Annotated in this window: 25 protein-coding genes; 19 read left to right on the top strand and 6 right to left on the bottom strand. The window is 68.7% G+C overall.

Annotated features, from left to right (window positions below):
• Nucleotides 1-259: 259 nt before the first annotated feature.
• Together ETD86_RS29495 and ETD86_RS55530 are read right to left on the bottom strand one after the other, a co-directional pair.
• Entirely contained in the window at nt 260-766 is a 507-nt protein-coding gene (locus tag ETD86_RS29495) for a hypothetical protein (protein WP_138669519.1), read from the bottom strand.
• Complete coding sequence (locus tag ETD86_RS55530; protein WP_170223335.1) at nt 763-930, bottom strand: hypothetical protein; 168 nt, start codon at nt 928-930, stop codon at nt 763-765. The genes ETD86_RS29495 and ETD86_RS55530 overlap by 4 nt, the downstream gene beginning before the upstream one ends.
• Before the next feature lie 272 nt (nt 931-1,202).
• Between ETD86_RS55530 and ETD86_RS29490 the strand changes: the two genes are divergently transcribed.
• Entirely contained in the window at nt 1,203-2,081 is an 879-nt protein-coding gene (locus tag ETD86_RS29490) for a hypothetical protein (protein WP_138669517.1), read from the top strand.
• 546 nt (nt 2,082-2,627) lie between these two features.
• Here the strand turns inward: ETD86_RS29490 and ligA are convergent.
• The gene (ligA, locus tag ETD86_RS29480) at nt 2,628-4,703 is read right to left on the bottom strand and encodes an NAD-dependent DNA ligase LigA (RefSeq protein WP_138669515.1); all 2,076 of its coding nucleotides are present in this window, start codon (nt 4,701-4,703) and stop codon (nt 2,628-2,630) included.
• A gap of 171 nt (nt 4,704-4,874) precedes the next feature.
• Between ligA and ETD86_RS29475 the strand changes: the two genes are divergently transcribed.
• The 16 genes from ETD86_RS29475 to ETD86_RS29400 all read left to right on the top strand — a co-directional run bounded on the left by ETD86_RS29475 (nt 4,875) and on the right by ETD86_RS29400 (nt 12,865).
• Nucleotides 4,875-5,246, top strand: coding sequence for a hypothetical protein (locus ETD86_RS29475; RefSeq protein WP_138669513.1), 372 nt, complete (start codon nt 4,875-4,877; stop codon nt 5,244-5,246).
• 196 nt (nt 5,247-5,442) lie between these two features.
• A complete protein-coding gene (locus ETD86_RS29470) occupies nt 5,443-5,745 on the top strand; it encodes a hypothetical protein (protein ID WP_138669511.1) in 303 nt (100 codons plus the stop codon).
• A 120-nt stretch (nt 5,746-5,865) separates the two neighbouring features.
• The gene (locus tag ETD86_RS29465; protein ID WP_138669509.1) at nt 5,866-6,246 is read left to right on the top strand and encodes a hypothetical protein; all 381 of its coding nucleotides are present in this window, start codon (nt 5,866-5,868) and stop codon (nt 6,244-6,246) included.
• A 41-nt stretch (nt 6,247-6,287) separates the two neighbouring features.
• Nucleotides 6,288-6,701, top strand: coding sequence for a hypothetical protein (locus ETD86_RS29460; protein WP_138669508.1), 414 nt, complete (start codon nt 6,288-6,290; stop codon nt 6,699-6,701).
• Nucleotides 6,698-6,985, top strand: a complete 288-nt coding sequence (locus ETD86_RS29455) for a hypothetical protein (protein ID WP_138669506.1) — start codon at nt 6,698-6,700, stop codon at nt 6,983-6,985. The genes ETD86_RS29460 and ETD86_RS29455 overlap by 4 nt, the downstream gene beginning before the upstream one ends.
• Nucleotides 6,978-7,247: a hypothetical protein gene (locus tag ETD86_RS29450; protein ID WP_138669504.1), complete on the top strand. Its 270-nt coding sequence runs from the start codon at nt 6,978-6,980 to the stop codon at nt 7,245-7,247. The genes ETD86_RS29455 and ETD86_RS29450 overlap by 8 nt, the downstream gene beginning before the upstream one ends.
• A gap of 12 nt (nt 7,248-7,259) precedes the next feature.
• Entirely contained in the window at nt 7,260-7,592 is a 333-nt protein-coding gene (locus ETD86_RS29445; protein WP_138669502.1) for a hypothetical protein, read from the top strand.
• Nucleotides 7,579-7,953: a hypothetical protein gene (locus tag ETD86_RS29440; protein ID WP_138669500.1), complete on the top strand. Its 375-nt coding sequence runs from the start codon at nt 7,579-7,581 to the stop codon at nt 7,951-7,953. Before ETD86_RS29445 ends, ETD86_RS29440 begins: the two co-directional genes overlap by 14 nt.
• A gap of 77 nt (nt 7,954-8,030) precedes the next feature.
• The gene (locus tag ETD86_RS29435; RefSeq protein ID WP_138669498.1) at nt 8,031-8,243 is read left to right on the top strand and encodes a hypothetical protein; all 213 of its coding nucleotides are present in this window, start codon (nt 8,031-8,033) and stop codon (nt 8,241-8,243) included.
• A gap of 85 nt (nt 8,244-8,328) precedes the next feature.
• A complete protein-coding gene (locus ETD86_RS29430; protein WP_138669496.1) occupies nt 8,329-9,081 on the top strand; it encodes a hypothetical protein in 753 nt (250 codons plus the stop codon).
• A complete protein-coding gene (locus tag ETD86_RS29425; RefSeq protein ID WP_138669495.1) occupies nt 9,081-9,314 on the top strand; it encodes a hypothetical protein in 234 nt (77 codons plus the stop codon). Before ETD86_RS29430 ends, ETD86_RS29425 begins: the two co-directional genes overlap by 1 nt.
• Nucleotides 9,311-9,613 (top strand): hypothetical protein, encoded by a 303-nt coding sequence (locus tag ETD86_RS29420; protein ID WP_138669493.1) that lies wholly within the window; start codon nt 9,311-9,313, stop codon nt 9,611-9,613. Before ETD86_RS29425 ends, ETD86_RS29420 begins: the two co-directional genes overlap by 4 nt.
• A gap of 120 nt (nt 9,614-9,733) precedes the next feature.
• A complete protein-coding gene (locus tag ETD86_RS29415; protein WP_138669492.1) occupies nt 9,734-10,246 on the top strand; it encodes a hypothetical protein in 513 nt (170 codons plus the stop codon).
• Complete coding sequence (locus ETD86_RS29410; RefSeq protein ID WP_138669490.1) at nt 10,243-10,941, top strand: DUF6221 family protein; 699 nt, start codon at nt 10,243-10,245, stop codon at nt 10,939-10,941. Before ETD86_RS29415 ends, ETD86_RS29410 begins: the two co-directional genes overlap by 4 nt.
• The gene (locus tag ETD86_RS29405) at nt 10,893-11,828 is read left to right on the top strand and encodes a hypothetical protein (RefSeq protein ID WP_170223334.1); all 936 of its coding nucleotides are present in this window, start codon (nt 10,893-10,895) and stop codon (nt 11,826-11,828) included. Before ETD86_RS29410 ends, ETD86_RS29405 begins: the two co-directional genes overlap by 49 nt.
• 218 nt (nt 11,829-12,046) lie before the next feature.
• Complete coding sequence (locus tag ETD86_RS29400) at nt 12,047-12,865, top strand: hypothetical protein (RefSeq protein WP_138669486.1); 819 nt, start codon at nt 12,047-12,049, stop codon at nt 12,863-12,865.
• 391 nt (nt 12,866-13,256) lie between these two features.
• On the opposite strand, the gene ETD86_RS29395 is transcribed toward ETD86_RS29400, so the two are convergent.
• Both ETD86_RS29395 and ETD86_RS29390 read right to left on the bottom strand, forming a co-directional pair.
• Nucleotides 13,257-13,685 carry a hypothetical protein gene (locus tag ETD86_RS29395; protein ID WP_138669485.1) on the bottom strand — a complete coding sequence of 143 codons (429 nt, stop codon included), beginning with the start codon at nt 13,683-13,685 and terminating at the stop codon, nt 13,257-13,259.
• An 85-nt stretch (nt 13,686-13,770) separates the two neighbouring features.
• A complete protein-coding gene (locus tag ETD86_RS29390) occupies nt 13,771-14,169 on the bottom strand; it encodes a hypothetical protein (protein ID WP_138669483.1) in 399 nt (132 codons plus the stop codon).
• A 163-nt stretch (nt 14,170-14,332) separates the two neighbouring features.
• On the opposite strand from ETD86_RS29390, the gene ETD86_RS29385 reads away from it, so the two are divergent.
• Nucleotides 14,333-14,845 (top strand): DUF6624 domain-containing protein, encoded by a 513-nt coding sequence (locus ETD86_RS29385; RefSeq protein ID WP_211370400.1) that lies wholly within the window; start codon nt 14,333-14,335, stop codon nt 14,843-14,845.
• A gap of 132 nt (nt 14,846-14,977) precedes the next feature.
• Nucleotides 14,978-16,246, top strand: a complete 1,269-nt coding sequence (fxlM, locus tag ETD86_RS29380) for a methyltransferase, FxLD system (RefSeq protein WP_138669481.1) — start codon at nt 14,978-14,980, stop codon at nt 16,244-16,246.
• A 296-nt stretch (nt 16,247-16,542) separates the two neighbouring features.
• Here the strand turns inward: fxlM and ETD86_RS29375 are convergent.
• A partial coding sequence (locus ETD86_RS29375; RefSeq protein ID WP_211370399.1) for a hypothetical protein occupies nt 16,543-16,903 on the bottom strand: 361 nt, incomplete at its 5' end.

Below are 16,903 nucleotides of genomic sequence, written 5' to 3'. Positions count from 1 at the left end.
AATTGATCACGGTGTGAACGGCTGCCCGCCGGGTACCAACGACGTCACACTTAGTGCCGGATACCAGACAGAAAGTCTGTTCTGTCTGGTGTGCCCCACTTGTGCATTTATAAGGTATTTGGGGCGTTCTCAGGGCGGACGCAGCTCTGAGAGCGCCAGAGAAGCGTCCGGGGGGCGCCCGGCTCCCCTGTATAAGGAGAGGCGAGTTCGCGCCTCTGTGGCCATTCTGCGCGGTCAATAGTAACCATCCTGTATGAGGTTATGGGAGGTTGTGGGGAAGGTATTCGCCACCGTGTTCGATCGCGCGCCCGGCAGCATGCGCGGGGATGCCGCCGAAGGCGACCAGGAGCGCGGTCCCTTCTGATAGACGGGTGGACTCGACGATGCGGATGCCGCCCACCGGAGTCGCGATCGTCTCGCCGCGGGGTGGCCACAGGCGGAGCCTCAGCATGAGCTCGTAGCCGCCGCGGCCGGTGAACATGCCGGACTTGGTGGTGTGGTCGATGATGATCTGCGGCGGCCGGGCATGATGAAAGCCGCGCTGCTCGACAATGGCGATCGCCCGTTCGGCGAGCTCGTGCAAGCCGCGGCGGGCGGCGGCCGCGCCCACTTCTTCGTCGCGACGGCGCGCCCAGGCATGGCCGGAAACCTCAACGACGTCGACGCCCATCTGGCCAGCCCAGCTCACGTCATGAAGGCCGGCCTCGCCCAGAGCGTGTAAGAGGTCTTCGATCTCCAGAGGCGCCCAGTCGCCGCTGGCGCTCATCGCGGATCCTCTGGGCCGTCTACGGTCCACCCTCGGGCTTTCAGTTCCGCCCGCTGCTCCGCCAGGTCCTCTGGCTCGGCGTAGGTGTGGCCGCGGGCACGTCCGCTCACGCTGTAGGAGATGACGTAGAGGTGGCGGACGGTCGCGATGCGGGTCGCAGTCATGACGAGCATTCTCTCCCGTTCCGTGATCTCCCCTGTCCCTGCGGCCGGAGATGCGGGCCCTGTTTCCGAAAGTCAATATTAACTATCCTGGATTAATTTCACGTAGTATGCGGGAATCGGTCGGATGCTACCGGTTTCCGGCGAAACCGGCGACGAGGCGGCGCGTTCCTGACGCCGCGCCCGACTCCCCCACCCCATTCTCTCTTGGACGCTTCATGTTGCTGTCACGACTTCGCGATGTCTACGGTCTGAGCGACCTCACCACTCACCGCTTGAACAGGCTCATCGGCGACAACGTGGACAACTTCCACTGGCTGGTGGTGGCCGAAGCCGTCATGCCATCTGTGCCGCCGAACGTCACCGCATGGCTTCACCAGCGTGACATCCTGCCCGCGTGGCTGGAGGCCCTGATCACTTACGAGGGCAGACACCAGGTGGCGTGGTGGACGCGCAGGCTGGACCTCGGCGACGACGCCCCCGAGACCGAGACGACCCGGCAGACGTCGAAGGCACTGCGAGACCGGCTTGAACAGGTGAGACGTCTTCTCGACGCCGGCACGAACCTTCCCCGGGCACGGCCCGCGCAGGCCGTGGCACTGAGACGGCTTCGAGAGTCGCACGCCGAGGAGTACGGCGAGATCGTCACGCGCTTACGGCGCGAGCATGAACTTGAAGAGACAGAGCCGCTGCCCAGGCCCGTACAGCGGCTCTTGAACATGCCCGACACGGCGTTCTCGGAACTCGTCGCCGATGACGTGTCCGACCGGGCCGACGCCGAAGGATTGGATCACTACGCCGTCAACCAGCGCTGGAAAGCCACCCTGCGCGAACTGGGCAACACCGCGCTGGTGGCGCTGGGGCAGCCGCCCCTCCCATGCAACGCCCACACGGCCAGCTACCGCGTGGCCGACCGAGCGTTGCCCCTCGTGGTGTCACCCGCTGAGCGTGACGTGATCACCCGGAGGATGCTCTTCCTCACGTTTCTGCGGGTCCGCATGCAGGAGGCCATCCACATCGGGCAGATCCGGCGGCGGAGGTACAACGAACTGGTCGCCTTCCCCGCCGACGAGTACCTGCTGCGCAAGTACTTCGTGGAGTATGCGCGTTATCGGCTCGGCTGCGATGAGCCGGTGGGCGCGGCCAGTTCGTAGATGGTGACGGGGATGCCCCGCTGGAGGAGGCGCCTGCGGATCAGGGGTTCAACCTGGTCCCAGGCGCCGCCGGCGAGGCCGCATCCTACGCGCGGCCCGTGAACGCTGGCGCCGAGCTCGGCGAGGCAGCGGTCGAGGGCGTCGTAGCGAATGGGTGGAACACCGCCGCTGCGTCGATAGCCGTGCTGGGCGATCATGTTGCAGACTGCCAGGTCGTTTCCGACGTTCACCAGGGCGATAGCGCCGAGCTGGAAGCCGCCGGCCGCTCCGGTCCGGTGCCATGCGCGGTAGGCGGCTTCCGGCTCTGGCCAGCGAGCGGAGATGGCCTCGACGAATCCCCGCCCCCAGCCTCCGCGGTCGTTGCAGAAATATGTGGAAAATGATCTTCCGGTCGGCGCCGAGCGGGGTGGTGGCGTCGCCGTACACGTAGGAGATCTCGCTCATGGCCGGCCTGTCACCGACGATCCAGGCCCCGCGCCCCCTGTGCGGGATCTGGGGGCCCGGCTTGCACAGAGACGCGAGCCGGGCCTGAACCGTCGCCGTCCTCTACAGAAACGCGGCGATCATGTCGGCGAAGTCGTCCGGGCCGATGATCTTCACGCCGAGCGTCTCCGCCTTGGCACGCTTGGAGCCTGCCTTCTCCCCCGCGACGAGCAGGCTCGTCTTCGCCGACACCGAGCTGGACGCCTTGCCTCCGGCGCGCTCGATGAGCTCGTTCATCTCGTTGCGGGACAGCGCATCGAGCGCACCCGTCATCGCGCCGGTCACGACCACGGACATGCCGTTCAACGGGAGTTCGGCGGCCGTCACGTCGTCGTCCGAGCCGCCCGCCCCCGCAACGCCCGGCTCGGTCATGTTGACCCCGGCGGCCTTCAGCTTGTCGATGAGCGGCAGCAACTCGCGCAGTTCGGACACCATGAGGGTGGCCTTCTCCGTGCCCATGCCGTCCACGGTCCGGATGGCGTCGGTGTCGGCGTCCAGGATGTTGTCCATCGTGCCGAAGTGCCGGGCGATGCGTCGGGACATCGACCGGCCCGTCCCGCGAACCCCGAGCGCGCAGAAGACACGGCTGAGCGGCTGGGACTTGGCCGTCTCGATCGCGGCGAGGAGCTTGGTCGTGCTGCTCTCCCCCATGCGGTCCAAGCTGATGATCTGCTCGTACGTGAGGGTGAACAGGTCACCGAAGTCGGCAATGATGCCGGCGTCGAGCATCTGCTCGATGCGGCTCTTGGCCAGTCCCTCGATATCCAGCTGGTCCCGGCCGGCCGCGTACACGATGGACGCCAGGGCGTAGCACTTGCGCCCCTGGACGCACCGCCACCGCTCCTGCGACTTGTCGATGCTCTGGCCGCAGTTCGGGCACACATCGGGGATGGCGATGGCCGTCTCGTCGCCGGTCCGCAGGTGAACGACGGGCGCCTCGATCCGAGGAATGACGTCCCCGGCCTTCTTGACGGTGACGGGATCGCCGAGCCGGAAGTCGCGTCCGGCGATGAAGGCCGCGTTGTGCAAGGTCGCGTACGTGATCGTTGACCCGTCCAGGACGACGGGCTCGAGAACGCCCCGCGGGGCGATGATGCCGGTGCGGCCGACGGCCCACTGGACGGCGACGAGCTTCCCGATGACCTCGGCGGCTGGGAGCTTGTACGCGGTCGCCCAGCGTGGGGCGCGGGAACTGAACCCGGCCTCGGCTTGGTCGGCGGCGAGGTCTGCGCGGATGACGATGCCGTCGATGCCGAACGGCAGTTCGGCGCGGGCCGCGGCGATCTCGCTGATGCGCTCCTGGATGGCGGCCACGGTGGTGGCGACGATGCCGGGCACCGGGGTGGCGGCGGCGGTTTGCACGCCCAGCTTCGCGACCATGGCCATGAGGTCGCTGTGCGGCAGGGTGCGCAGGTGCTGGGCGGTGTCGCCGCTGTCGTGCGGAGGCAGAGGAAGGGCGCCGTAGCAGAAGAACGTGAGCTGACACGTGTACGGCCGGTCCTGGGCGCGGAGGGTGCCGGCGGCGGCGCTGCGCGCGTTGGCGAAGGCGGCGCCTTCGTGGGCGAGCCGCTTGGCGCAGGCGTCGTCGAACTGGGCCGTCGTCATCATGACTTCGCCGCGCACCTCGATCGTGACCGGTTCGGCGAGCGTGGCCGGGAGTCCGTCGATGGTTCCGATCGCGTGGCTGACGTCCTCGCCGGCGGTGCCGTTGCCGCGTGTGACGAGCTGGGCCAGGCGGCCGTCCCGGTACCGGGCGGAGATCGCTAGGCCGTCGAACTTCGGCTCGACGCTCCAAGCGGTGACGGGCCGGCCGAGACGGCGTTCAAGTCCGGCGGCCCAGCTGGCGAGGTCGTCCGGGGAGAACACGTTGTCGAGGCTGAGCATGGGGACGGTGTGCGGGACGTCGCCGGTTGCGGCGCCGGCGGCGACCTTGTCGATCGGTGAGTCGGCGTCGACCTCGTCGGGGTGCGCAGCCTCGTACTGGGCGATGCCGCGCACCAGGTCGTCGTAGGTGGCGTCATCGATCGGGCTGGTGCCGTCGGCGTAGTACGCCGCGGCGGCGTCGCGGACGGTTTGGATGGCGGCGGTGTAGCTGGCGCGGTCGGCGAGGTGGGTGTACGGGGGTGCGTCCGTGGTCATGGGGGTCATCGTGCCGGGCGGGACCGACAAACCGCTAATCGTCTTCCGTTTTCTGACGTGTTGCCGCTGGTGAAATGGGGGTGTGGGGTGCTGGGCGGGCAGAGTTGCGCCGCTATTAACTGTCTTATATGGTTTTATATGTAAGCGCGGGATAGCGACTTGAGGGGAAGCATGATGACGAACCTGCTGAAGCACGCTCGCGGCCTGGTGGCTGCTGCTGTTCGCCCGATCAGGGAAGCCGCCGAGAACCGCGCCGACTACATCAAGGCCATCGACGGCCTGCGCGAGGCGCTGACCACCTACGCGGCGCACGAGGGCCTCGCCGCCGAGGTGATCTGGTGGGGTGACTACGAGATTGTGCGGCTGGGTGGCGTGGACGTTGCGCTGGCCCGCATCTCGGGCATCGCTCCGCCGCCGCCGATCGCCGCCAAGGCCAGCCGCACCAACGCCCCTGAGGACGGCCTCAAGATCAGCTGGGATGCGTTCCCTCCCGACGCCTCCGACCTCCTGCCCGTGGTCGCCATGCTTCGCCCCGCCGCCTGAGCTTCGCGTGGCGGCGCGCCTGCCCGAAGGGTGCGCCGCCACTTCTCTAACCCGTTCACGCAGTGGGGATACGCCGACGCCCGTCGAGCACCTCTCTGCTCGCTCACCAGCGAAAGGTCGCCATGATCGATTCCCTCCCCGCCTCCCTGGACGAAGGCGCTCACAGCCGCCAGGAGCTGGCACCCCAGGCGGAAGCATGACCCCCGCCGACGCCGTTCCCCTCATCTGGGCGATCGGAGCCATGCCGTACCTCCCCTACGTCGTCAGGTACATCGAGGAGCGGGAGCAGCGTGACCCGCTCCAGTTGTGCGACGACTGCCGGCATCAGCTCCGTTCCTGGCGCTCGAACATCAGTGGCCTCGACGCCCAGGGGAAGATGCCCGTGGCGGGAGCCATGATCATCGTCATGGGCGCCCTGTCCTGGCCGATCACCGGCCTGGCCTGGCTTGTCATCAAGGCCACGGGCAGGCGGCATGTGTGCAAGTTGGCAAAAAAATAACTATCCTGTATTATTTAATGCGTAGATACGGGGGGTGAGTGGATGGTCATGAAATCGGCCACCCGTTGCTCCTCGTTAAATAACTATCCTGTACTGAAATTAAGTGAATGAGTGGCTGTCATGACCTCTCGGATTGGCGAGATGCGTGCGCGTCTCTCATCGCTCGACCAGCAGAAACGAGCGCTCGAGGACGACCTGCGCCGCGAGTACAGCGAGGCTCTCATAGCGCTGTACCACCGCATCCACGAGTACGCCTTCGAGAGCGGCCTAGCCGCGAGAGAGACCACCGACGGCGACGACGAGCGCGTCAGCCTCGACGATCTCGAAATCGCCTTCTACCACCCCCGATCCGGCGAGCTGACCCCCACTGAGTGGCTCCCCGCCATCGCCACCACGGTGAAAGACATCGACAGCGGCCAGCAGATCGAGTTCAAGAACCCGCCCAGCGCCACGCTCCTGATCGCCGTGATCAACGACATGCGCGACACCCGCAACGCCTGACCCTCCCGTCCCCGCCATAGCTCACCGGCTTGGAGGCCCTGATGAACACCGCCGCCACCATCGCGTTCGTGCCACTCGACGCCGACCGCGAGACGCTGGCCGTCTACCTGGAAGACAGCACCGACTGGGAGCAGTCGGGAACGTCATTCGCTGGAGCGGTCCGCCTGTACGACACCGTCGTCGAGCGCCACCTGATGCATGCCGACCTGGTCGCCATCCCGTCCGTCCGCCTCCGTGCGCCGCGCGACGCCGACCAGGCCGAGTGGGAGCGCAAGATGTGCGCCGAGGCGGCACACCGCATCAACGCGCACCTGCTCGGCCTTCCATACGAGACGCCACGTGACGCGGTGCAGCGCCTGGTCGGGGTCGTCCAGTGGGCGCAGACCGACCCCGGATTCCGCTACGTCGCCGACATCGCGGCCGGGCGGAGGAACGCGCGGACGGAATCGGCGTGAGCCGTCCGAACAGGTTCCGGGAGGTGTTCGACCGCCTCCCGGAACTACCCAAGGTCGACCTGGCCATCGACGCCCTGCACTTCACCGGCTGGACATGGTGCGAGTGCGGCATCCTGCTGACGTGGTCACGGACGCTGCAGACGGCCATCGCGGACCGGGACCCGAGCGACAGCGTCGTGGCCATGGGTGACGTCGCCCCGCTGGTGACGTGCTCGCAGACGTCCACGCGGCTGCACGAGGCCGACTACTCCCCCGTCATCGACGACTACTCCGGCTATGGGTGAGCCCATCCACGGATCAGCGCCGAGCGGCGCCCACGTACACGTGGGTGCCGCCGACCTCGAGGCGCTGTCCGCCGAAGCCCGCCGTGCACACGCAACAGCCCGCGGCGCCGCCCTGATGAAGCGCATCGCCGGTCTGGAAGTGGCCATCGTGAACGGGACGGCCACCGACGGCGAGATCAGCGAGAACGTCGCTCTCACCGCCGCCCTGCGCGTATGGCGGCGGGTTGCGTCGGTGGCCATGAGGCCGCCCGGCCGATTCTGAAAGGACCCTCGCATGCTTCCCCTTCACCGCGTAGTGCGCCGGATCCGGGAACGACGGCAAGCCCAGCGTGACTACCGCGCGCTCTGCGCGCAGGGCCGCGCTCCCATCGTTCAGGTGCGCATCCGGATCGACCCCGACGACGATGAGTGGACCAGCCTCGACGGCATCACCGGCGTCAGCACGGTCGTGCCGCTCACCCCCGCAGGAAAGCGCCGTGTCCGGCGCATCCTCGCCGACATCGAAAGGACATGCGTGCGCGCCGTGCTCGCCGCCCGCCAGGGAGAGTCTGACGCGGCCGCACCGGCAGATGACGTTCCGGAGGGAGACCGTGGTGCCCTGGCGTAAGGCATCCATGCGAGACCTGGCCAAGATGGCCACCATCCTCGCCCGCTCCGACATGCGGCGCCGCACCTACTGGCGGCTCCTCGCAGGCCGCGACCGGTGGGCGGTGCTGCTCCTCACCCGAGGTCGCGAAGGGGAGCCGGCCGAATACCCCGGAGCGCCGCCGGTCCGACTGAGCCGCACGTGGATGGAGAAGACCGACGACGGCCTGGCCGGCGAGGACCTGCTGTACCTGCGGATCGCCGAGAAGCTCCGCGCCCACCACGCCCAGCACGCGCTCACCCCCGAGACGGCAGCCTCCGTCGCCGCCAGCGTGGCGGCCGACCTGGTACGTGACGGCCTCGACCTGACGCCCAGGACATAGAACGTCGCCTCGCCAGGGTGCGAGGCGACGTTAACTCCACTTTGTGTTCTACTCCTCCCCCTCCTCCCTGAAGGCAGATGCCGTTGAACGACTCCTCCCCTGCGAGCCGCTCGCACGAGCGACCGGCGAACGACCAGCAAGCCGTCGCTGAGCGGGCCATCCGCGCGTTTCCGTTCTGGGACTACGGCCTCAACGGCGTGGACCCCAAGAGCGAGTACGCCGAGTGGGTCCCCGACCTGGCCACAGCGGTCATCACCGCGACCAACGAGCCGGTCCCGGAGACGCCGTGACCGCCGTCCTTCCGAGCCGCGTGCACTGCGCTGTCGTGCGCCAGCATGGCCGCACCAGCGGCGGCCCGTCGCGCCGGCGGACGCGATGAGTACCGAGGTCCGCCGGGTACCGCTCGACTTCGACGCGCCGCTCGGCGCGGTGTGGCGCGGGTACGTTATGCCGGACGAGCTGCAGCTTCCGCCGTGCCCGGCCTGCCGGCACGGGTTCACCTCCGCCCGGGAGTGGCTGGAGGCGCTCGCGTACCTGCTGCTGATGCTGCCGAACGAAACGCCGGCGGCCGCCGCCCGCAAGCGCGCGCACGGACGATCAGCAGCCATGCATCCCTTCCTCGCCTCCCTGATGGAGCGACCCGGGCAGCGCCCCAGCGACGACATCGAAGGACTGACCGCCGGCCTGGCCGGGCGGCCACCGCGGCATGGCGACCACGACGACCATGACGTGTGGAACGCCACCCGAGCGATCGTCAGCGCCGCCGGGCTGGACCCGGACGTGTGGGGAATCTGCGGACGCTGCGGCGGTAACGCCCGCATCGAGGCCTACCCGGGCCAGCGGGAGCAGGCCGACGCCTGGCAGCCCACTCCCCCGCCTCCGGGCGAGGGGTGGCAGCTGTGGAACACGGCTGGTGACCCGGTCCCGGCCACGCCCGTGTTCGCCAAGGCGGACGAGCTCGTCGACCACCTGGTGCGTCATGACGGCTACCGGGAGGCCGCCGCTCGCCAGATCGTGGCCAGCGGCGGAAGCGCCGGGTCGCTGTGGATGATCGGCGGGCAGATGCTGCACGCGGATCGCGACGCCGATCGGATCGCGGAGCTCAGGCGGCCGGAATCGGAAGGGTGATGGCGGGTCATCTGGTGGCGGCGCTGACCGCTGTCGCGTGGCTGATCGTGTTCCGGCGGCTGGAGCGGTCGTGGCGAGAGCAGTGGCGCAAAGCGGACGCGGCGGCGCAGCGGGCCGAGAGAGCGGCCGCTCGCGCTGAAGCGCTGGCCGATGCGGCGGAGCAGCGGGCGGCGTCGGCCGCTGCGCGCGCCGAAGGCCGGGCGTCACGGAGCAGCACGGGGGCTGCCCCGTGACGGGAACCGACCGTCGTACGGCCTCGGTGTCGCCGCCTTCGGAGGGTGAGGCGCGGGCGTGGCTGGAGCAGGTGGCCGAGCATTGGGCGGCCGGCAGGCGGACGTCGGCGTACCCGCCGTGGTGGAACGCCGTCGAGGACGTGTGGGTGGCCTACGGCGGCCCGCTCCCGTCCGGCCCCGGCCGGGAGCAGGTTCGGCGCAGCTCGTGGGTGTCGTTTCACGCTCGGCTGGTGGACGGCCGCGAGATCGCTGTTCAGAAGCGGCCGCTGCTGACGGAAGAACATACCGCCACTGGATGAAGAAGCGGGCTGGTGGCAAGGGCCCGCGCCACCAGCCCCTGCACGGTCCGGCCGCGGGGGCGGCCGGAAGGAGTCGGCGGCGCGCCCGCGAGGTGGGCCGCCGCGGTGAAGGGGGTTGGGATGGCGCTGCTCGACATGGCCGCCCGGGACGTACCGGAGGGCACCAGACCGGACCGGTACTCGTACGTGGTGGTCCGCGGCGGACTGCTTGAGCGGTCAATCAGCGACGTACGACGTCAGCTAGAGCGCGAGCTGGGCGAACCGTTCATCGTCGTCGTCTACCAGGCGAACGCACTGGCCGCGGACGAGCGGCCGCCGATGCTCGATCGGCTGGACCCGTTCACGCCATGGCTGGTGGTGTTCGGGTTCACCTATCGGGCGATCCCCGGGAAGACGAAGTGGGTCGTGATCCGTGCGGCTCACGATCTACCGGCTGGGATGATGCCGGCGGAATGGGAAGGGCGGCTGATTCCCCGCGCGGACGTGCCGGCAGCGGGGGTGCCGGTGACGCTGCACATCTCCGGCGCGGGACTTGAGACGAAGTTGACCGCCGTGCTGGCCAAGGCGACAGGAGAGGTGGAGATGCACGGCGCCAAGGTGGCCGAGGTGTACGAAGTGGCGCGGCCGTCATGATCACGGGCACGGAGGCGGAGGCGGTGGAGCGGCTGCTGCTGCGCCTGGACGAAGACGAGCAGGCTGCCGCCGCGGCCGGCGGCGGCGAGTGGGTACTCGGCACCGACCACCAGGAGCTGTTCGTGGCTCCGACAGCCGACGGCGGTGGGCAGGCGCCGCCCGGCGACCGGGTGGCCGAGTGGACGTACGCGGTCAACCCGGGCCGCCCGCAGGAGTGGCTCGGCTGCGACGTGCGCGGGCCCGCGCACGTGGTGCGCCACCACCCGGCGCGGGTGCTGGCCGAGGCGGCAGCGCTGCGGCGCATCCTGGCCAGGCACCAGCCACATCGCGTGGTGCTGGCGAACGTGGACGGCGACGACCGTGAGTACATCGAATGCGCGCACGACGGCGACGACTGGCCGTGCCGGGACGTGCTCGACCTGGCCGGCGACGGCAGTGACGGCAACGGCGGGCCGCCGATGGTCAACCCGCCAGGGACGGTGTGGCTGCTGCTGTCGGAATCTGGGCCCGGCTCACGCGCCGGCATCGAGGAGTACGTGCGCGACGTCATCGGGCAGCGGACCACGCCAGATGACGACATCACGGCAGACCGGCTCGCCCGCGGGCTGGTGTACTCAATCCTGCATCGGCTCGGCGGGTACCCGGCATGGAAAGATCCGCTCGACTCGGCCGCGCCGGCCGGACGGCCGCGGTGAGCCGCATCTACTTCACCGCGCCCGCAGGCCGCGCCGAACTGCACGGCAGCGAGAATGCCCATCTCGGCTTGCTGTGCCAGCGCATCGCCGATGATGTCCTGGTGTCCGGCGGGCCGGAGCTGTCGGAGCGGCTCCGCTCGCTGATCCCGCCTGATCACTACCTGTACCGAGACGCTGGTCGGCCGGGTGGGTTCTCCGCCTTCCGGGCCTGCTTCGGCCGCGACGACCCGCCGCTCCTCGTATACAACGGCAGCCCCTTGTCCACGTTCGAGATGGCGTTCAATACCGCGCTGCACCTGGGCTCCGATGCCGTGCGGCTGGCCGCTCGCGTGTATGCCCAGTCGGAACTGCACGCCTTCGTCGAGGGCGGCAACCGGGCCTGGCTGGCCGGCCTGATCGACGCTGGGCTGGCCGAGGGCGTGCTGCGGCGGACCCTCCCGTGGCGAGGGCAGCCGAGCCAGTACCCGAGCGGCTGGGAGAAGGTGGCCTCGTTCCTGCGCGAGCGTGACAACGAGCCGGTCGTGCTGTCGTCCACACTGGCCGGCTCCTGGTTTCCGTCCGCGGTCGTGGCCGGGTGGCGGCCCCCCGCGGGTACGGACCTTATGCCGGCAAGCTGGCGCGGCGACCCGGAGTGGGATGAGCTCGACGACGACGACCGCGCCGAATACGAGGAGATGACGATCGAGGAGCTGTTCGACGAGCTGACCGCCGCCGAACAGCATCGGCTCGGCATGCAGGGGCTGCGCCGGCGTTCCGACGGCGGCATGCTGCTGGAGCTGAAGCCGGCCGGGTGGGAGCGGTACCGGTTCGGGCACTGCTTGTCGCTCTTGGACGTCGCAGCCGCCGACTGGCGCGAGCGGATCGAGGCCCGGCTCAACGGTGCCTGAACGCGCCTCCCATGTCGCGTTATCAACGCCTGTGTCCGCTGCCGTACCGTTGATCAAGGAGGCCGGTCACGGCCTCCGCGGCCCCGCACGACCCGTTCTCCCGGATGCTGCCCGGCCGATGAGAGCCGCGGTTGATGGTGCGGCCCTCGTCGGCTGCGACCGGCTGAGGTCCTTCCGAACAGGCCGGAGCCGCCCGCCACTCTCCCCAGGAGTCGCACATGACGTACGCGCTGAGCCAGCCGAAGCCCGCCTTCCGCCGCGCCAAGCACTTCGGCGAGGAACTGCTCGCCGCCGGCGACCGGATCGTCGCCGCCGGGGTGGTGCCGGTGCTGGAGCCGTACTGGCCGATCTTCCCGACGGCCTACGGCTGGTGGCGGTTCATCAACCACAGCGCCCGCCTGCTGTGGCAGGCGACCAACGCAGGCTTCTCTGCGGAGGTGACCGCGCTGACCCGCAACATCACCGACCACACGTACTCGCTGGCGTGGCTGGCCGACGTGGGCGAGCCCGGCCTGGCCGCGCTGGAGGGTGCCCAGTATTACGCGCAGAGCAAGATCTACGAAGAGGCGAAGGAAGCCGACTGGCCGCTGCCCGATGATGCGGAACTGCGGGCCGCTCCGCAGGAACCCGCCGACCCGGTGGAGGCGAGGCGGCACCGGGCCATCATGGGCGAGATCAGCCACTTCGGGAATCTGGCGAAGGCGTTCAGCCCCGACGAGGGACCGGGCAATTCCCTGTACGTGGTGTACCGGCATCTGTCCGATTACACCCACGCCGGGCCGGCGACCGCCGGCCGGTACGCCGAACCGGCCGGGGACGGCCTGTTCCGGCTGACGGATCGGGCCGTGCCGCCCGGTCCGGCGGACGCCATCTGGACGACGGTCTGCCTCATCCAGGCCGGACACATCTTCTCGCCGATGCTGACCGGCGATCCGCTGCGTGACCTTCTGGAGAAGGCGGCCAACGACATGGGGTTGGGGACTCCCGAGCGCATCGCGCCCCGCCGCAAGGTGAAGGACGGCAAGCAGAAGGCGTAGCGCCGGTCACCGGCTGCCGCGCACGCTGCGCCCGGAAATGACGTGCGGGGTGTCCGAGAGCGGACGTCCGCCGCAGTGCGGACGGGACGGGGTACATTGCGCAGGTGAGCGACGACCTGCCGCCTGGCCAGCTCCCGACGGTCGAGGAGGAGCGCTGCCGGTGCGTGCGCCGCCCAGGCAGCGGTGAGCCGGGGCCGCGGTGCGCCTGGGCGGCCACCAGCGTGGATGGCCGCTGTGACGGTTGTCGCAGGTTCTGCGGCGGCCCTCTCCCGCTGGTGTTCGAGCCGAACGTTGAAGCATGGATGCGCCTCTTGGCGGGCGACACCAGCGGAGTCCCCAGTGTTCACCTGGTGCCGCTGGGGGAGGATATCCGCGGCGGGGCCGGCCTTTCCTAGCTGCCGCTCGCGCTGGCGGCGGACGAGCTCTGGGGGCAGGCGGCCGCTAGGGCGATGCCGACCGCTTCGCCGACCTTCGGCAGGTGTTCAGCCGGGATGACAGTGGTGAACGTGTCACGTGGCGTCGTCAGGTCCGGCAGGAAGGCGGCCTTCAGCGAGAGGGCGACTGTGCCATTGGCAGGGTTCGGGGCGACCATGAGGCGGTGGCCCGCATCGAGGTAGATGGCGCCGCTGGCGCTGGGGTTCTGCAAGAGCTGCTGGAGGAGCCGGGTCCGGGATTCGTCCAGGGCGACGTGCCAGGTGCGGCCGTCGAGGACTACCTGGCGGGTTTCGCGGCTGGCGCCGACGACGAGGAACGCGCCGGTTTCGAGGATGTCGAACACGGTCACGTCGGAGCCTTCGGGGCGTGGCCAGTGGACGCTCATGTACGGGGTTTCTCCTTGCGTTAGGGCGGGTCTGGTGCGGGTGCGTTGAAGCGCCCGCAGCGGTGCTGCGGGCGCTTCAACGGGGTCAGTTGGAAGCGGCGAGCGCGGCGTCGAAGGCGTCGATCACCGTGGCGATGCTGTCGGTGGGAATGGTGACGCCGCAGCCGACCGGGGTGAACTTCACATCGGAAGGACTGTGCACGTACACCTTGTGCAGGTCCATGGCCATGCCGTCGCCGTCGGGGACGATCACGAGGGCGTGGCCCTTGCCGAGGTAGGCGGTGTCGGGGTAGCCCAAGGACGGCTTCTGGCCCTGCAGGAGCATCTTGATCCGATGCAGCCGTACCTTGTGGATGGTCACTCCCCAGTCGCCCATGTCGAGGAAGATGCTCTGCTGTCCTGGCATGGCGCTGATGGTGAAGAACGTGTCGGTGTCGTCGAAGGAGAAGTCGAAGGTGCCGCTGTCGGTGGTGTGCGTGATCATGTCTGCCGTCCTCATGGTCTCTCAAAACGTTCCCCTGTGATGCGTAAAGATTAGTACAACATTGTTAATTTAGGCAAGGTTGGGATGCCAGGGGTGCCCCGCTCCATCCCGGCGGGTATGAGTGCAGCACTCGACGGAACGGGGCGATGGGGGGACGCGCATCGTGACCGACGGCGGTCTTCGCGACGAACTGTTGCGGCGCATGCAACTTGATCAGGAGGTTCGCCTGAGCCTGCCCAAGAGCGGACCTGTGCCGGATGACCTGATGGAGCGGTGGAGGAGCGTGGACGCCGACAACACCACCTGGCTCAAGCAGGTGGTCGACGAGCACGGCTGGCCGGGGTATGACCTCGTCGGAGAGAACGGGGCGCAGGCAGCATGGCTCTTGGCGCAACATGCCGACCATGACCTGCCCTTCCAACAGCGGTGCCTGGCGCTCCTGCAGGACGCTGTTGACCGCGGCCAGGCGTCACCGAGGAACCTTGCCTATCTCGTGGACCGCGTTCGCGTCGGTGAGGAGCGGCCCCAGATGTACGGCACGCAGTACCACGCCCCCGACGGCGTTCTCCAGCCGCGGCCGATAGAAGATCATGAACGGCTCGATGAGCGCCGAGCCGAGGCCGGGCTGGGACCGCACGCCGACTACGACAGCTCCATGCGGCAGCAGTACGGGTGAGACTGCCTCGAGAGGCGAACCCGTCTCGTCTCCGGTGGCGGTTCGGACCCACGAGCCGTCGCACGGGCAAAGGTTGGGGGTACGTGAGACGAAGTGTCCCCCGCCTGCATCGCCGCCCGCTACCTTGAGCAGATGCCAACCCTCGATGTGGACTCGGAGCAGCCGCTGCGTGCGGCCATGGTCGGCCGCCTGCGCGAGATCGGAGCGATCCGCCGGGACGAGGTCGCGAAGGCATTCTCCCGCGTTCCCCGGCATGCGTTCGCGCCCGAAGCGACGCTGGAGGAGGCATACGATCCCGAGGCCGTCGTTCGCACGAAATGGGCCGCCGACGGGACGACCACCATCAGCTCCGTGTCGGCGCCGCAGATCCAAGCGCGAATGATCGAGCAGGCCGGCATCGCCTCAGGCATGCGCGTGCTGGAGATCGGCTCGGGAGGCTTCAACGCCGCCCTGCTGGCCGAATTGGTCGGCCGTGAGGGGCATGTCGTCACCCTCGATATCGACGCCGACATCACCAGCCGAGCCCGCCGGCTGCTGGACGAGAACGGATACACCCACGTCGACGTGGTGCTCGGCGACGGAGACGACGGCTGCGCGACGCACGCACCGTTCGACGCCATCGTGGTCACGGTAGAGGCTGCTGACATTCCGCCGGCGTGGATGGCGCAGCTCGCCGAGGGCGGCTCGCTGGTGGCGCCGTTGCGCGTGCGAGGCTTCACCCGCTCGATTGGCTTTACCAAGCGCGGTGACCGGCTGGTGAGTACCTCGAAGGAGTTGGCCGGTTTCGTCAAGATGCAGGGCCAGGGGAGGCGGCCGTGGACGTCGGTGCTGCTGCGCGGAGGAACGGTGCGGCTGCGGTTCGACGAGGAGCGCTGCCCCACCGGCGCGGCGACGCTGGAACGCGCCTTCGAGGCAGGACAGGCGCAGGCATGGACCGGAGTCACCGTCCGCGGCGACGAATCGCTGGACACTCTCCAGATGTGGCTGGCCACCAGCCTGAACCATTCTTGTGTCATGTCCATCGACAAGGACGCCGAGGGCGTGGTCGAGCTCCTGGCCAATCCGTTGATTCCTTCGATGTGCAACGCCGTCGTCCAGGGAGACAGTTTCGCCTACCTCACCAAACGCGACCGGGGCGAGCGCAAGGTCGAGATCGGCAGCCACGCCTTCGGACCTGAGGCCTCCGCCGCAGCGAATCTCATGGCCGACCTCGTACGAGCATGGAACCACAAGCACCGTCGCGGCCCAGATCCGCAGTACACGATTTGCCCCATCGGCCTTGTTGGCCCCCTCCCCGAGGGGCCTGTCGTGATGAAGCGTTATGTCGCGATCGAAGTCTCGTGGCCTTTGAGGGCAGACGACACGTCACGCGCGGGTAGAGGGCAAACCGGTGACTGGTGACCGGTGAAAGGGCACGTGGAGAGGCACCGCGTGTCAAGAGCGATGACCTGGCGGCGAGACTGCACGCAGCAGGGCGTCGACGCGCTGGTATGGGGGTGCCCCCGCGGCGATCAGTGACTCGGACTCTGTGAGCACATTGTCCGCCTACCCCGGGGGCTCTATCCGGACGGGGCCGCGCCGCTGTCTGAGCCGGTGCAGCTGCTGTCTCAGGGAGGGGTTTCGTCTCGTTCCCGGAACGTTGGCATGTTGAGGTTGTTCGGGGCGCCCGGCGGGCCCGTGCCCCGTGGTGGTGACGGTTACTGACCTTTGCCGGGGTGGGAGACGGCGTCGCTCCAGCCGTCGAGGCTGAAATACTGCTGGCGCCGGTGGGGGGTGATGTCGGCTTGGCCAGCGAGATGCTGGGCGCCTGACCATCCGGTACTGACGTGGAGGTCGCGGGTCAGGTCGTCGAGGAGCGGGAAGACAGTCAGGAGCAGGAGGCGGCTGTCATGGGATAGGTCGGCCCGGTCGTTGACCTGTTGCCTGGTCAACCAGTCCACTGACGTCTCCGGAGCTTGAACCTCCCGTTCGAAGATCGAAACGAAGGTGTGGTCCAGGTGCCGGTGGGGTCCGGAAGTGTGGCTGTCGGCGGAGGCCCTGCAGTCGATGATCCACCAG

It is taken from the genome of Nonomuraea turkmeniaca (genome assembly GCF_005889735.1).
Taxonomy (GTDB): domain Bacteria; phylum Actinomycetota; class Actinomycetes; order Streptosporangiales; family Streptosporangiaceae; genus Nonomuraea; species Nonomuraea turkmeniaca.
The sequence above is the reverse complement of the archived record's forward strand: the minus strand, read 5'-3'. Positions and strand labels throughout refer to the sequence as shown.

Coding starts and splice junctions, on each gene's coding strand:
- ETD86_RS29495 (WP_138669519.1), bottom strand. CDS start 766: ATGAGCGCCAGCGGCGACTGGGCGCCTCTGGAGATCGAAGACCTCTTA.
- ETD86_RS55530 (WP_170223335.1), bottom strand. CDS start 930: ATGACTGCGACCCGCATCGCGACCGTCCGCCACCTCTACGTCATCTCC.
- ligA (WP_138669515.1), bottom strand. CDS start 4,703: ATGACCACGGACGCACCCCCGTACACCCACCTCGCCGACCGCGCCAGC.
- ETD86_RS29475 (WP_138669513.1), top strand. CDS start 4,875: ATGATGACGAACCTGCTGAAGCACGCTCGCGGCCTGGTGGCTGCTGCT.
- ETD86_RS29470 (WP_138669511.1), top strand. CDS start 5,443: ATGACCCCCGCCGACGCCGTTCCCCTCATCTGGGCGATCGGAGCCATG.
- ETD86_RS29465 (WP_138669509.1), top strand. CDS start 5,866: ATGACCTCTCGGATTGGCGAGATGCGTGCGCGTCTCTCATCGCTCGAC.
- ETD86_RS29460 (WP_138669508.1), top strand. CDS start 6,288: ATGAACACCGCCGCCACCATCGCGTTCGTGCCACTCGACGCCGACCGC.
- ETD86_RS29450 (WP_138669504.1), top strand. CDS start 6,978: ATGGGTGAGCCCATCCACGGATCAGCGCCGAGCGGCGCCCACGTACAC.
- ETD86_RS29445 (WP_138669502.1), top strand. CDS start 7,260: ATGCTTCCCCTTCACCGCGTAGTGCGCCGGATCCGGGAACGACGGCAA.
- ETD86_RS29435 (WP_138669498.1), top strand. CDS start 8,031: ATGCCGTTGAACGACTCCTCCCCTGCGAGCCGCTCGCACGAGCGACCG.
- ETD86_RS29430 (WP_138669496.1), top strand. CDS start 8,329: ATGAGTACCGAGGTCCGCCGGGTACCGCTCGACTTCGACGCGCCGCTC.
- ETD86_RS29425 (WP_138669495.1), top strand. CDS start 9,081: ATGGCGGGTCATCTGGTGGCGGCGCTGACCGCTGTCGCGTGGCTGATC.
- ETD86_RS29415 (WP_138669492.1), top strand. CDS start 9,734: ATGGCGCTGCTCGACATGGCCGCCCGGGACGTACCGGAGGGCACCAGA.
- ETD86_RS29410 (WP_138669490.1), top strand. CDS start 10,243: ATGATCACGGGCACGGAGGCGGAGGCGGTGGAGCGGCTGCTGCTGCGC.
- ETD86_RS29405 (WP_170223334.1), top strand. CDS start 10,893: ATGGAAAGATCCGCTCGACTCGGCCGCGCCGGCCGGACGGCCGCGGTG.
- ETD86_RS29400 (WP_138669486.1), top strand. CDS start 12,047: ATGACGTACGCGCTGAGCCAGCCGAAGCCCGCCTTCCGCCGCGCCAAG.
- ETD86_RS29395 (WP_138669485.1), bottom strand. CDS start 13,685: ATGAGCGTCCACTGGCCACGCCCCGAAGGCTCCGACGTGACCGTGTTC.
- ETD86_RS29390 (WP_138669483.1), bottom strand. CDS start 14,169: ATGATCACGCACACCACCGACAGCGGCACCTTCGACTTCTCCTTCGAC.
- fxlM (WP_138669481.1), top strand. CDS start 14,978: ATGCCAACCCTCGATGTGGACTCGGAGCAGCCGCTGCGTGCGGCCATG.